This window comes from Bradyrhizobium sp. USDA 4486, from assembly GCF_054057995.1.
The window spans coordinates 5,499,328-5,513,162 of the sequence record NZ_JBSRZV010000001.1; the positions used below are offsets into that span (position 1 = coordinate 5,499,328).

Sequence of the window (13,835 nt, forward strand, 5' to 3'; positions counted from 1 at the left end):
CTCTCCCGCCTGCTTGCGGGAGAGAGTTGGGGGAGAGTGCTTTTCCAATGGGACAATCCCCAACAGGAGAAAGCCCTCACCCGGCGCCTCGCGCCGACCTCTCCCGCAAGGCGGAAGAGGTCGACGAGCCGCGGCAATCGATTCAAGCAAAGCCGTTGCGTCGTGCAGCGCGCTATCTCGGTGCCTGCAGGACGATCCCATAGCGGCCGTAGATCCGATCGATCGTGCCGTCGCTTCGCAACCGCTCCAGCGCTCTGTCGATCGACTCGCGTAACGCATCATCCGGACGGATCATGCCGACCGCGACGTTCCAGTTGAGGTCGGCCACGCTCTCGTCGCGATCCAGGATCCGAAGCGCCTTGTCCGGATGGGTCAGATTGAAATAGCTCGCCGCGGTGGGCGTAACCGCAGCCGCATCGATCTCATGGTTCGACACGGCATCCAGGCTGTCGCTTTCGAAGCCGAAGGTCGACGTCGGCACCCGCCGTTGACCGATGATCATGGCTGCGATCGATCCAACCTGCACGCCCACCTTGGTCGCCTCGCTGAGGCTCCCGAACGAGGTGAGCGTGCTGGATGACGGCACAGCGAGTGCGACGCCCGTGCGGTAGTACGGTTTCGAGATCCGCAAGCGGGTTTCGCCTTGGGCTTCGCGGTCGGCGATGACGTCCAGAAGAATGTCACAGCCGGCGCTGCGCATCTGGTACTGCGTGATGATCCAGTCGAGCCGCAGTGAGACACCGAGCTCGCGCGCCAGCGCCCGTCCCAACTCGACCTGGAAGCCGGGCGGATCACCGGCCTTGCTCGCAAAAGGAAGCGAGTTGGGATGCGCGCACAGCCCGATCTCGCCACCCGCGCGGATCGCGTCCAGGGTCCGCGCCTGCGCAACTTCCGATAGGACGATGGCGGCAGCGACGATAGCCAGCACAATTGCCTTCATTCCGCGTCCTCATCTGGATCGATCAGGTCTTGGCGGGTCAACCCGTGCGCGGCTTCAAGGCGCGGATATATTTGACGATCTGGTCGATCTGCGCGTCATTGAAGCTCTCGCCGAAAGCCGGCATCGCACCTTGCTTGCCGGTCTTGATGCGGTTGTGCAGAAACTCGTCGTCTCGCGGCGAATTCATCAGTTGCGGTCCCCGGCCGGCGGCCCGGCCGCCGTCGGAGTGGCAAAACCCGCAAGTCCCCGCAAACAACTGCTCGACGTCCAACGACCCACTGTCCGGCGCGGGCGAAGGAGATTGTGCTTGAGCCACCACGACGCACAACAACGAAGCACCCAGCACCGCCGGGTACGACTTCAAATGCGCTTTCAACACGTCCGCTCCATCCCTGAATCACGCGACGGTCGCTGCGATCGACCGAGGAGCGGGCTCGCACCCGTTCCTCGGCAGATCGTTCGAGGACTATTTCAGGCTGAAGACGATGAGCGCGCCGTCGTCACGCGGCATGCTCTTGTAGGGGCCACCGAAGTTTGGTGCATACTCGTCTGACAACATGCCGCCAAAGCCGGCTGTCACCGCAATGTATTGCTTGCCGCCGACAGAATAGCTGACAATGCCGCCCTGGTGGCCGGTGCCGTTGTTGTGGTTCCACAACTCGCCCCCGGTTTCGGCATCATAGGCGTGCAGGACGCCGCGGGAATCAGGCACGAACACGAGGTTGCCGGCAGTCGACAGCACGCTCCCGAGCGGCGGCTCGGGGTAGCGAACCTCCCATTTCTTTGCCCCGGTTATGGGGTCGCGCGCGTCGAGGTGTCCATAGATCTCACCGCCAGGAGGCGGCGCCATCTTGAAATCGGCGCCGATGTTGAGCTGAACCTGCGGCGTGGTGACGGGCGTCGTCTTCTGGATATCGAGCGTCATGCACCATTCCTGGCCGATCTTGTAGTAGAGACCGGTCTTCGGGCTGTACGACCCGGCGTTCCAGCTGATGCCGCCGCCGATGAACGGACACAGTGGCGGTTCGGTGACCTTCCCGACCGAGAAATCGCGACGGCCGATCAACGCGCCCGTCTTCGGATCGATATCCTTGACGAAGTTGATGTTCTCGACCAGCCGCCAGACGTTCTTCACGCCGAGATTGCGGTCGTAGACGAAGACGAAGCCGCCCTTGTTCGGGTGAACCACGTATTTCTGGCCGTCGCGCTCGAGCATCACGAACTCGCCGACGGCGCTGTCAAAGTCCCAAGCGTCGTGCGGCAGTTCCTGATGGTAGGATTTCAGCTTTCCGGTATCGATGTCGAGAGCGATGACCGAACTCGTATAGAGATTGTCGCCGGGCCGTGCACCTTGCGTCTTGTAGTCGGCGCCCGACCAGTCGTAGAGCGGCGCCGGGTTCGCCGTGCCCCACAGGAGGGTGTTGGTCTCGGAGTCATAGGTGCCCGGCATCCAGCCGCCGCCACCGCCGGTGCGCCAGGAATCGTTACCCCAGGTCTTCATGGCTTCGTCGGTGCCCGCGACCGTCAGGAACTCCCACTTCTTCTTGCCGGTGGCGGCATCAACGGCGAAGATCGGGCCGCGCCCCGGCCATTCCCCTCCTTGCGAGCCGATGATCACGCTGCCCTTCGCGTAAAGCGGCGCGCCGGTGAAGCCGACCGTGAGCTTCTGGGAGTCGATCAGCCTGGTTTCCCAGAGAACCTTTCCCGATTTCGCATCGAGGCCGAAGAGACGGCCATCCATCGTCCCGACGAAGACCTTGCCTTCACCAAGGGCCACGCCGCGGTTGTAAGGCGAATGGGTCTGTCGGCTGATGAGCGCCTCATCCAGCTCCGGAAAGAACGACCAGATCACCTCGCCCGTCGCGCCGTTCAGCGCAAAGACACGGCTGTAGGAGCCCGAATAGTAGAGCACGCCATCGGCCACGAGCGGCATTGACTGCAGGCCGCGCGTCGATCGCCCGGGGATGTGCATCCAGGCTACGCCTAGATTGCCGATGTTGCTCGCATTGATCTGCGCGAGCGGGCTATAGTGATGCGATTTGTACGAACCGTGATAGGTGAGCCAATCGTTCTGACCGGCGGCCTCGATCCGGGCCGTATCCACGGATTGCGCCAACGCTGCCGACGCCGCAAGTGTCGCGCCGACAAGAACAGGTAAGCCCGAGCTAAGCCACTGCTTCCTCATATGCACTTCCTCCCGCTTTGTGTTTATTGCTTGGGTCTCGTGAACGCCGCTGCGAGGAATGTTTGCAGTTCAGTACGCGTCGATTGTTCTCCATCGGAGATGACCTGCCAATAGATCTCCCTCTCCCTCGGCACATATCGCCGAAGGAGCTGCGTTCACTGGCGTGATTGCTGTCGCACGTCTGCATGCACAGCGTACGACGGATTGCGGGGCATGCAAAGACGGAATGCGCGCGGGGGCGAATTGGCGCAGAAGCAGAAGGGGAATTGAAACGGCAGTAGCGCTGACCGTTCGATCCCCTGTGGAAGCCAAACGGCTATCCGTACAGCAGCCGCGGCAGGATCGTGACGATGCCGGGCCACAGCGTCAGCAAGAGCACGAACCCCACCATGATCACCAGATACGGCAATGTGACGCGTGCGATGTAGCCGAGGCCATCTTCGGTCAGGCCTTGGATCACGAACAGGTTGAAGCCGACCGGCGGGGTAATCTGCGCCATCTCGACGGCGAGCACGAGGAAGATGCCGAACCAGATCTCGTCGAAGCCGGCGCCCTTCACGATCGGCAGCACGATCGGCAGCGTCATCACGATCATCGAGAACCCGTCGAGGAAGCAGCCGAGGATCAGATAGAAGACGATCAGCACCACGATCAGCATGAAGGGCGACAGGCCGAGGCCCTTGACGAAGGCGGCCACCGCCTGCGGGATGCCGAGGAAGGCCGCGGCGTTGCCGAGGATCGAGGCCCCTAACACGATCAGCGCGATCATCGAGCAGGTCACGACCGAACCAATCAAGACGTCACGCATCACCTGCTGCGACATCGAGCCTTGCGCCCAGGCGACCAGGCCTGCGCCGAGAACGCCGACGGCGGCGGCCTCCGAGGGAGTGGCGAGCCCGCCATACATCGAGCCCAGCACGCAGGCGATCAGGAACAGCGCCGGCGCGAGATCCTTGAGCGCGGCGAAGCGTTCGCCCCACGGCACCTGCGAGAGCTTTGCTTCCATCTCCGGCACCATCGAAGGCTTGAGCGAGGTGTGCAGCATCACCCAGCCCATGAAGGTTGCGGCGAGCAGCAGGCCGGGCAGCACGCCGGCGGTGAAGAGCTTGAGGATCGAGACGTCGCCGAGCACGCCATAGATGATCATGATGTTGGACGGCGGGATCAGGAAGCCAAGCGTGCCGGCGCCGGCGAGCGAGCCGATCGCGATGTCGCGGGAATAGCCGCGGCGCAGCAGCTCGTTGAGCGACATGCGGCCGATCACCTGCGTGGTTGCGGCCGAGGAGCCCGAGATCGCGGCGAAGATGGTGCAGCCGATCACATTCACATGCAGCAGCCGGCCGGGCAGAAGGCCGGCCCAGGGCGCAAGTCCCTGGAACAGCGAGCGCGACAGGCGGGTGCGGAACAGCAATTCGCCCATCAGGATGAACAGCGGCAGCGCCAGCAGCTCCTGCGTGGTCAGGATGTTCCAGGCATATTGCGGCAGCAGCTTGTCGAGCGGGATCGAGCGAAACATCGCGAGCAGCAGCGTCGCGGTGAGCGCAAGCGTGAGACCGATCCAGACGCCACCCGCCAGCAGCGCAAACAAAATCCCGAACAGGGCGACGACTTCGATGGTCATGGGATCCAAAATCCGATAGCGAGCAACGCGGTCATTCGACAGGCGAGGCCTTCATGCGGTGATCCTCCAGCGGCAGGCCGAGCACCGCCTGGATCGCGCGCGCCAGGAACTGAAGCGTCAGCAGCAGCATGCCGAAGGTGACGACCGCTTGCGGAAACCACAGCGGCGTGTCGCTCGAGGTCGAGACCTGGCCGCGCACGAAGGCGCTCCACGCGAACTTCGCCATGGACGAGGTCAGGAATGCCATGAAGGCAAAACCGGCCGCTGCCGAGAGGATCTCGATCGCCCGCTGCAGCGGGGGCGGGACGTTCTTCAGAAGCAGCACGACGCGGATGTGGCCGCCGACGCGCAGCGTCATGGCGGCACCGAAAGTGAACGAAGCCGCCATCAGGTAAGAGGAGTATTCCCAGGCGATCGAGATGGTCGGCGGGAACAACGACAGGAAATTCGAGAGGAAGCGTGTTGCGACCTCGCACAACATCAGCAGCGTCAGCGTGAGGAGACAGCCGCCGCCGATCCAGCCGTCGAGCCGGCCAAGCCGGTCGATGGCGTCGAGCAGGATGCGCAGCGGCGCCGGCGCCGCCGCGTTGAGACTTTGCGGATCCGCGGGCGAAACGCCGGTCATGAGCTCGACCTCAGCGCTTCATTTCTGCGAGATAGGCCCGTACCGGCTTGTCGGCCGCCGGCACGCGCTTGAGGAAGGCATCGAGCTGCGGCGCGGTCTTGGCCCGGATCTCCGTCATCATGGCGTCCGAGACCGGCACTACCTCCATGCCGCCCTCCTTGAGGCGGTTGAGGCTGTCGACATCGGCCTTCAGCGAATTCGCCCAGAAGCCCGGCTCCATCTTCGCTGCGATATCGGCGACGAGCTTCTGCTGGTCGGCGCTGAGCGCCTTCCAGGAATCGAGATTGACGGTGAGCATCTGCGACGACCAAACGTGATTGGTCGGATAGATGTATTTCAGGAACTCCCAGAACTTGCCGTCGACGCCGGACACCGCCGAGGTGGAGACGCCGGAGACCGCACCCGACGCCAACGCAGGGATGGTCTCGCCCCAGGGAATCATCACGGGCGCCATGCCGACCACGGCCAGCATGTCGACCGCATTCTTGTCGGGGACGCGGATTTTGATGTTCTTCAATCCCTCGACGTCGGCGACCTTGGTCTTAAGATGCAGATACTGCGTCGGCCACGGCACGACGTAGAGGATCTTCTGGTTGTTGCGTGCGGCGACCTTCTCGTATTCGGGCCGCACATATTTGTGCAGCACCTTGAGCTCGTCCATCGAGCCGCAGAGGAACGGGATGCTCTCGACTCCCATGAACGGCTCGTCGCCGACCTGCTGGATGTTGAGGACGTCGGCGAGCGGCACGAGACCATCACGCACGGCGCGCAGGTGCTCGGGGCCCTTGAAGCCGAGCTGACCGCCGGCCTTCACGGTAATGGCGACGGAGCCATTGCTCTGCTTCCTCACCTCTTCCGCAAACGCCATCGCGTTCTGGGTGTGGAAATTGCCGTCCGGCCAGACCGTCGACATGTCCCAACTGACGGTCGCAGCCCGCGCGCGGGTCGAGATGTGCCCGGCGGCGAGTAGCGTGGCTGCGCCCGCGGTGAAGTTCCGTCGCGTGATCATCGAGCCCCTCCGTTTATCAAGCGCGCCGATGCATCAGCGCACGTACCCATACACCTCAGCTGCGTTGTCGGCGGAGACGAGACCGCTTTCGATATCGTCCTTGACCGCCGCGCGATCGCGCATCGTCGGCGCACCGATGCCGGCCCCGCCGGGCGTCATCACCACCAGCCGGTCGTCCGGCGGAACCTGCTGGAAACCTTTGCCGCGCAGCTTCTTGCCGGACTTGAGACCGACATAGCCGGCCTCGCCGTTCTTGCCGCCATCGCGGCCGCGCGGCGGATGATCGATGCGATCGAACGCCGCCAGGATGTCGAACGGCGCATCGACGCCGCTGCCGACCTCGATGATCTGACCGAGGCCGCCGCGGGTGCGTCCTGCCCCGCCGGAATCCGGGCGCAGCTCCTTGCGCCAGAAGATCAGCGGCGTCTGCGTTTCCGCGATCTCGACCGGCGTGCCGCGCACGCCGCTGGGATAGGCCGTCGCCGACAGTCCATCCTTGCTGAAGCGCGCGCCGGTGCCGCCGTTCGAGGTCACCGCCATCGAGAATCCGTAATTGCCGCCGACGCCGGAGCGGGTCTGGCCGCGCACGTTGAGATTCCACAGGCACGAGGTGCCTTCCGCCGGCACGCGCTCGGGGATGATCTGGCGCAGGCAGCCGAACACGACGTCGGGCAGCATCTGGCCGATGATGTGGCGCGAGGCGACCGGCGCCGGCTTCGGCGCGTTGAGGATCGCGCCTGAGGGCGCCGACACCGTCAGCGGCGAGAGCGAGCCGGCATTATTCGGGATCTGCGATGCGACGACGCAGCCGAGGCCGAACACGGTGTAGGCCGTGGTATAGGACAAGGGCACGTTGATGCCGAATTTCGACGCGGCCGAGGTGCCGTCGAAATCGACGTGGATGCCTTCATCCGAGATCGTCAACGTCGCAGCGAGCGTGACCGGCGCATCATAGCCGTCAACGACCATGGTGTTGCGCCAGCTGCCCTTCGGCAGCTTTGCGATCTCGGCCAGCACGGCCTCGCGCGAGCGGTCGCAGATGTAGTCGCCGAGCTCGTCGAGCGTGTCGATGCCGAACTCGGTCATCATCTCGACCAGGCGCTCGCAGCCCACATCGTTGCAGCCGGCGAGCGAATAGGTGTCGCCCTCGGTATCGATCGGAAGCCGCGTGTTGGTGCGGATCATCGCCATCAGCGTCTCGTTGACGACGCCCTGGTCGATCAGCTTCAGCATGGGGATGTAAAGCCCCTCCATGAACACGTCGGTGGCGTCGGGCCCGAAGCCGATGCCGCCGATATCCATGAGATGGCTGGTGCAGGAGAACAGCGCGACGATCTTGCCATCCTTGAAGCAGGGCGTGGTGACGACGAAATCGTTGAGATGTCCGGTGCCCATCCAGGGATCATTGGTGATGTAGGCGTCGCCCTCCTTCATCGTCTCCAGCGGGAAATGCGCGATGAAGTGTTTGACCGATTCCGCCATCGAGTTGACGTGACCGGGCGTGCCGGTCACCGCCTGCGCGAGCATGCGTCCCCTGAGGTCGAACACGCCGGCCGAGAGGTCGCCGCATTCGCGCACGATCGGGCTGAAGGCGGTGCGGAGCAGGACCTGAGCCTGCTCCTCGACCACCGCGATCAGCCGGTGCCACATGATCTGAAGGTCGATCAGGCTCGCGCCGTTTGCCTTGCTCATGATCAGGCTGCCTTCCGTTCCATGACGATGCTGCCGGCACCGTCGATATGGGCGTCGAAACTGGTGGAGACGAAGGTGGAAGTCTCGTCCTCCGCGATGACCGCGGGGCCCGCGATCGTTGCACCCGGCGCCATGTCCTCGCGGCGATAGAGCGGGATCTCGATCACCTCGCCGGCGCGGCCGTCGAAGAATTTTCGGGCTGCCGGAGGCTTTGGCCGCGGGCTTGCGCGCGACGGCTGCAACGGGCGGCGGATTGCGCGCCTCAGTGGTTGCGAGCACCGACCAGCTCAACACCTCGATTGCGGCGCCTGGGATCGGACGTTCGAACATCCCGGAATAATCCGCCTCGAATTTCTGGCGCAGGCCGGCGAGATCGGCCGCCGTCAGCCGCCGGTTCGGCAGCTCGACGCTGATCTCGTGACCTTGGCCGACATAGCGCATGAAGGCGGCGCGGCGCTCCCGTACCGGCGCGCCGGCTGCGCCGGGCTCGACCAGCGCGCGCGCCTCGGTCACCATCTCCTGCAAGAGGTCGGAGACCGCCTCGGTGTCGAAATCGTCGAGCCGGACGTGCCGGCTGCGCACCAGCTCATAGGCGATCGGAGCTGCAAGAAATCCGACAGCCGAGCCGACGCCGGCGTTCGACGGCACGATCACGCGGGAGACGCCGATCTTCTCGGCGACGCGCGCCGCATGCAGCGGCGCGGCACCGCCAAAGGCGATCAGCGTGTGCTGGCCGACGATCTCGCCGCGCTCGACCGCGTGCACGCGCGCCGCGCTCGCCATGTTCTCGCAAACGACCTCGTGCACGGCGTAGGCCGCGGTCTCCGCGGAGAGGCCGAGCGGCGCGCCCACGTCGCGCAGCAGTGCCTGCTTCGAAAGCTCCGCGTCGAGCTTGATCGTGCCGGCCGCAAAGGCATCGGGATCGATCATGCCGAGGGCAACGTCCGCGTCCGTCACGGCCGGGCGCTGGCCGCCGCGGCCGTAGCAGGCGGGTCCCGGCTCGGACGAGGCACTCTCGGGGCCAACGGTGACGCGCTTCATCGCGTCGACATGGGCAATCGAGCCGCCACCGGCGCCGATCTCGACCATCTCGATCACGGGGATGCGCACCGGCAGGCCCGAGCCTTTGAGGAAGCGCGCGGCGCGATCGACCTCGAACACGCGCGAGGTTTCAGGCTGATATTTTTCGATCAGGCAGATCTTTGCGGTGGTGCCGCCCATGTCGAACGACAGCACCTTGCTCTCGCCTAGCCGTGCTGCGATCTGCGCCGCGAAGATGGCACCGCCGGCCGGACCGGATTCGACGAGACGTACCGGAAAGCGCCGCGCCGTCTCGATCGAGGTGACGCCTCCACCTGATGTGACGAGATAGATGGCGCCGCGGAACTGCTCGACCTGCAAGGCATCGGCCATCCGGGCAAGATAGCCGTCGATCAGCGGCTGCACATAGGCATTCGCAACCGCGGTCGACGTGCGCTCGTATTCGCGGATCTCCGGACACACGGCGGAGGACACGGTCACGGAGATGCCGGGCATTTCCTCGCTGATGATCGCAGCCGCGCGGCGCTCATGCTCGGGATTGGCATAGGAGTGCAGGAACGCGATCGCGACGCTCTCAACCTTCAGCTCGCGCAATTTCGGGACGAGCGCGCGCACTGCGGCCTCGTCGAGCGGGAGGCGGACGGCGCCATGGGCGTCGATGCGCTCAGGTACGGTGAAGCGCAGGGAACGCGGCGCCAGCGGTTTCGGCTTGTCGATCGAGAGATCGTACTGGTCGTAGCGGCTCTCGGTGCCGATATCGAGCACGTCGCGAAAGCCCTCGGTCGCGATCAGCGCCGTCCTGGCGCCGCGGCGCTCGATGATCGCGTTGGTCGCGAGCGTCGTGCCGTGAATGAAGACGTCAATGTCGCTGATATGGGCACGCGCATCGGTGAGAATGAGACGCATGCCGTCCAGCACCGCCTGCTCCGGCCGCTGCGGCGTCGTCAGCACCTTGCGCGTCTTGCGATCCTGCCCCACGTCCAGCACGATGTCGGTGAACGTGCCACCGATATCAACGGCAAGCCGCACCTCGGCTCCCTCAAGCATTCCACTATTCTCCGGCAGATCGTCAAAACCCAGGGCGAAAATGCAGCAATTTCCATGCCATCGAGCATGCCGAAAGCGCCGCGCCCGGCCATTCTGCTTGGCACCTATGCAATAGGCAAGACGTGTTCGTCTCGCGGCCCTTCAGAGCAGGAATGCAAGCGCCGCTTCGCAGCGCTCCTCGACCTTCAGCGTCAGGAGATCGTCGGCGCGGGTGCGGCCGAGATTGACGGCGGCGATCGGAATGTTGCGCTGCGCGGCCGCCTGCACGAAGCGGAAGCCGGAATAGACCATCAGCGAGGAGCCGACGATCAGCATCGCGTCGGCCTGCGCCAGATGATCGTGCGCGGTGGCGACGACATCGCGCGGGACGTTCTCGCCGAAGAACACGACATCGGGCTTGAGGATGCCGCCGCAGGCTTCGCAAGGAGGCACGTTGAAGGACGAGAAGTCGGCCTGCTCCAGATCGGCGTCGCCGTCGGGCGCGTCCGCGGCATCGAGCGTCAGCCATTCGGCATTGGCGCGGCCGAGCCTGTCCTGAAATTCGCTGCGCTGTGTCTTCCCCCCGCAGCCCATGCAGCGGACGAGATCGAGCCGGCCGTGCAGATCGATCACCTGCCGGTGGCCGGCGGCTTGATGCAGCCGGTCGACATTCTGGGTCAGCAGCATGCCGCAGCGGCCGCCCGCCTCGAGCCGGGCCAGCGCGCGATGCGCATCGTTCGGCTTCGCCTGGCCGAAGCGCCGCCAGCCGATCAGGCTGCGCGCCCAATAACGCTGGCGCGTGTGCTGTTCCGACATGAAGGCCTGGAAATTCACCGGCTGGGTCCGCTTCCAATTGCCATGGCTGTCGCGGTAGTCGGGAATGCCGGAATTGGTGCTGCAGCCGGCGCCGGTCAGCACGAACAGACGTTCGTGCCGGCCGACGAAATCCTGGAGCGGGGAATTTGCCAGCGGATGGCTTGTCATGGCGCAGATGTAGTCTGCGCCGGCCGGTTTTGCCAGATCACTCCCGCGCCGGCGGCTCGAAGCCGGCGATCAGCTTGACGAGCTCGCTCTGCCGGGCCGTGCCGGTCTTGCGGAACACATTGTGCAGATGCGTCTTCACCGTCGCCTGCGTCAGCCCGAGTGCCTCGGCCAGGGCCTTCACCCCGCTGACCTTCATCACGGCATCGATCACGCGGATTTCGCTCGCGGTGAGCTTGTACAGTTTTGCCAGGGCTTCAAGCGGCGGCGGACTCGCCAGCGAGGTCTTGCGAACGAAGACCGCTGCAATTGCCGAGTGCAGCGCGCCGGTGCGCTGGCGGTCGCCGGAGGTCAGCGGCAGCACGTCAGCGAACCAGCGGCCCTGAGATGTCGAGATCGGAATCGCGCCGCCACCATCGGCCACTGCCCTGCCGTTCTCGGCGGCAAGCAGCGCATCGCGGAACGCGCGCTGCGCATCCGCCCGGGCCGGGACTAACGCGCCGTTCCTCTCGGTGACCAACGCCCCCTCGTCCAGCATCGCGCGTCCCGGCGCATTCGTGAAGACAAGACGCCCGTTGGAGCCGACCAGGAAGACGGCGGCCGGCACATTGTCGAGCGTCTCAGTCAGCACTGACTGCGCCGTCTTGCTCTGGTCGAACAGCCGTCCGATGGAAACTGCGCGCTGGAAGTGGGGCACGATCAACGCAAACCGGCGGCGGCTCTCGGCGTCGACGAGGCCATCCTTCTCATGCAGCCGGACGCTGACAATCGACGAATGGGTCGCCCCTTTCTCCAGATTGACTCCCAGCGCATCGATTATGCCCTGCGGCTTCATCCACTCTTCATAGAAGCGTGTCTCTGCCATCTCCGCGAAAGGGACGAAGTCGGTGGACGCGTAGACGAGACCTGCCTCGCAGAAAGTGGCGGCCGGGAAGCATGGATTTAAGGCAAGATATTTCTCGAGATAGAGCTTTGTGTAGTGGGGCGCTTCATTGAAGAGGTGTAGTACCCTGTTTTCTCGATGGCAGCATCGTGCCAGAACAGCGCTCCGGAGGAGCCGCCGACGAACAGGCACGCCTGCTCGAGGGCACGCGTCCACAAGGAGGGATCGAGCGCGGCGTGGTAGACGAGGCCGATCAGCTCTGAAAGCAAGGCGGCTTCAGACTTCACGATCAACTCTTCGTCACGAATGACATGCAGGGCATTGGCACATTCACTAACACTCTACCACAAGGTCAACGACAGCCGCAAAACTCGCGTGCACAAATATTGAGACGCACGTTGCACGAGGAAGCGGCACGCGATCGCCGATCAATGCATTGCAGCCGACATCTGCTATTTCGCAGGCACGTTCGGTTTCGGCGGCGCGGACTGCTTTTGCGAAACCATCGCTTTGGCGGGCGCCGCTTCCGGTGCGGCGGGCGCGACAGGCGCGGACTGACCGACCGACAGCGACACGCCGAACACGCGCCATTGCCCTTCGATCGGCGCAAACAACAGTTCGAAATTCACCTGCGAGGGCACCGACGGGAAAAACCCTGCCATGTGCAGCAGACCGTTCGGCTCGATCTGCGGCAACAATGACAGTTGCGGATCGATGACGGCGACGCCGGAGAGGTCCAGCTTGTCGCCGCGCTGCTTGGCAAAAATTTCCGCGAGCTTTGCCGCGGTGTTTACCTGGAACCCGGGCGCGCCGAGATCGCGCAGCACGGTGTAGTTTCCGGTCTTGTTGGCGTGGTCGAGCGCGAGCAGCGTCGAGCGGATCAACATCAGCACGCCGTTGCGGTCGATATTGGCGGGCTTGGCCGCCTGCTGCTGTGGCGCTGCCTGGTGCGGCTGCGACGGGGTCTGCTGCGCAGACGTCGTCACGGCCCCCAGGAGCAGGAGCCCGATCATCAGAAGACCAAGCCCCACACGCGGCCAATGCAGCGTCACGAGCAAGCTGTTCTGGCTACCACTGGATCGACACCGCACCGCGCCCACCCGCAACGTTGCGCTCGAGCCCGATGCCGCCGCCGGCATTGGCGATGATCGCATAACTCTTGCCGTCATAGAGCAGCGCGGTGGCACCGAGCGCGAACGCGTTGGCGCCCTCGAAATTGCCATAGCCGGCCGAGAGCCCGAATTTGCGACCCGGTTGCAGCGCCGGCATCGAGCCGGCCGCGAGCGCAACCGCGGTGCCGCTGCGCGCCTCCAGGCGGCTGTCCATCACCTGGGACTGCAACGAGGTCACCTGTGACTGCATGGAGGTGAATTGCGATTGCAGGGAGGTGAGATTCGCTGGATTGAAGCTAGACGTCGCAAGATTGCCGGCCGCGTCGGACGTGACGAAGGAGACCGGTCCGCTTTGCGCGGCAAGGCTCGCGGCGGAGGCCACGCCAGCCAGGCGATAGGTATTGCTCGCCGTGCCGATCGCAACCTGGTTGACGGCCGTGGCCGTCGCGCCGGTGCCGACCGCAACGGAGTTCGAGAATCCGGCGGTCGCGCCATCGCCGATCGCGACGGCGCTCGTCCCGGTGGCGTGAGAATCGTTGCCGGCCGCAAAAGAATTGGCGCCGGACGCGGTGACGGCGTTGCCCAGCGCCACCGCGTTGGTTGCCGTAGCGCTGGCGCCGCTCCCAATCGCTGTCGAGGACACACCCGTAGCGACACTACTGACGCCGATTGCGACCGACTTGTCGCCCATGGACCGCGCGCCCATACCAGCGCTTCCGT

12 protein-coding genes and 1 pseudogene are annotated in these 13,835 nt (G+C 64.7%); all 13 read right to left on the minus strand.

What is annotated here, in order from left to right:
- Nucleotides 1-172: 172 nt before the first annotated feature.
- The 13 genes and pseudogenes from ACVWY3_RS26030 to ACVWY3_RS26090 all read right to left on the minus strand — a co-directional run bounded on the left by ACVWY3_RS26030 (nucleotide 173) and on the right by ACVWY3_RS26090 (nucleotide 13,821).
- Nucleotides 173-940: a substrate-binding periplasmic protein gene (locus tag ACVWY3_RS26030; RefSeq protein WP_456841011.1), complete on the minus strand. Its 768-nt coding sequence runs from the start codon at nucleotides 938-940 to the stop codon at nucleotides 173-175.
- Nucleotides 941-977: 37 nt separating this feature from the next.
- Nucleotides 978-1,319, minus strand: a complete 342-nt coding sequence (locus ACVWY3_RS26035; RefSeq protein ID WP_456841012.1) for a c-type cytochrome — start codon at nucleotides 1,317-1,319, stop codon at nucleotides 978-980.
- Nucleotides 1,320-1,406: 87 nt separating this feature from the next.
- Nucleotides 1,407-3,125 (minus strand): outer membrane protein assembly factor BamB family protein, encoded by a 1,719-nt coding sequence (locus tag ACVWY3_RS26040; RefSeq protein ID WP_456841013.1) that lies wholly within the window; start codon nucleotides 3,123-3,125, stop codon nucleotides 1,407-1,409.
- Nucleotides 3,126-3,441: 316 nt separating this feature from the next.
- Nucleotides 3,442-4,746, minus strand: a complete 1,305-nt coding sequence (locus ACVWY3_RS26045) for a TRAP transporter large permease (protein WP_456841014.1) — start codon at nucleotides 4,744-4,746, stop codon at nucleotides 3,442-3,444.
- Between the two features lie 31 nt (nucleotides 4,747-4,777).
- Nucleotides 4,778-5,371, minus strand: coding sequence for a TRAP transporter small permease subunit (locus ACVWY3_RS26050; RefSeq protein ID WP_456841015.1), 594 nt, complete (start codon nucleotides 5,369-5,371; stop codon nucleotides 4,778-4,780).
- Between the two features lie 10 nt (nucleotides 5,372-5,381).
- Nucleotides 5,382-6,380, minus strand: coding sequence for a TRAP transporter substrate-binding protein (locus ACVWY3_RS26055; protein WP_456841016.1), 999 nt, complete (start codon nucleotides 6,378-6,380; stop codon nucleotides 5,382-5,384).
- Nucleotides 6,381-6,413: 33 nt separating this feature from the next.
- A complete protein-coding gene (locus ACVWY3_RS26060) occupies nucleotides 6,414-8,072 on the minus strand; it encodes a hydantoinase B/oxoprolinase family protein (RefSeq protein ID WP_456841017.1) in 1,659 nt (552 codons plus the stop codon).
- 2 nt (nucleotides 8,073-8,074) lie between these two features.
- Nucleotides 8,075-10,160 (minus strand): annotated as a pseudogene (locus ACVWY3_RS26065) (hydantoinase/oxoprolinase family protein).
- A 141-nt stretch (nucleotides 10,161-10,301) separates the two neighbouring features.
- Nucleotides 10,302-11,123, minus strand: coding sequence for an NAD-dependent protein deacetylase (locus ACVWY3_RS26070; RefSeq protein WP_456841018.1), 822 nt, complete (start codon nucleotides 11,121-11,123; stop codon nucleotides 10,302-10,304).
- 37 nt (nucleotides 11,124-11,160) lie between these two features.
- On the minus strand, nucleotides 11,161-11,985 hold the full coding sequence (locus ACVWY3_RS26075) for a helix-turn-helix transcriptional regulator (protein ID WP_456841019.1): 825 nt from the start codon (nucleotides 11,983-11,985) through the stop codon (nucleotides 11,161-11,163).
- Between the two features lie 77 nt (nucleotides 11,986-12,062).
- On the minus strand, nucleotides 12,063-12,290 hold the full coding sequence (locus ACVWY3_RS26080) for a hypothetical protein (RefSeq protein ID WP_456841020.1): 228 nt from the start codon (nucleotides 12,288-12,290) through the stop codon (nucleotides 12,063-12,065).
- A gap of 165 nt (nucleotides 12,291-12,455) precedes the next feature.
- Nucleotides 12,456-13,016 (minus strand): hypothetical protein, encoded by a 561-nt coding sequence (locus tag ACVWY3_RS26085; protein ID WP_456843463.1) that lies wholly within the window; start codon nucleotides 13,014-13,016, stop codon nucleotides 12,456-12,458.
- A gap of 55 nt (nucleotides 13,017-13,071) precedes the next feature.
- Nucleotides 13,072-13,821: a YadA-like family protein gene (locus ACVWY3_RS26090; RefSeq protein ID WP_456843464.1), complete on the minus strand. Its 750-nt coding sequence runs from the start codon at nucleotides 13,819-13,821 to the stop codon at nucleotides 13,072-13,074.
- Nucleotides 13,822-13,835: the final 14 nt, after the last annotated feature.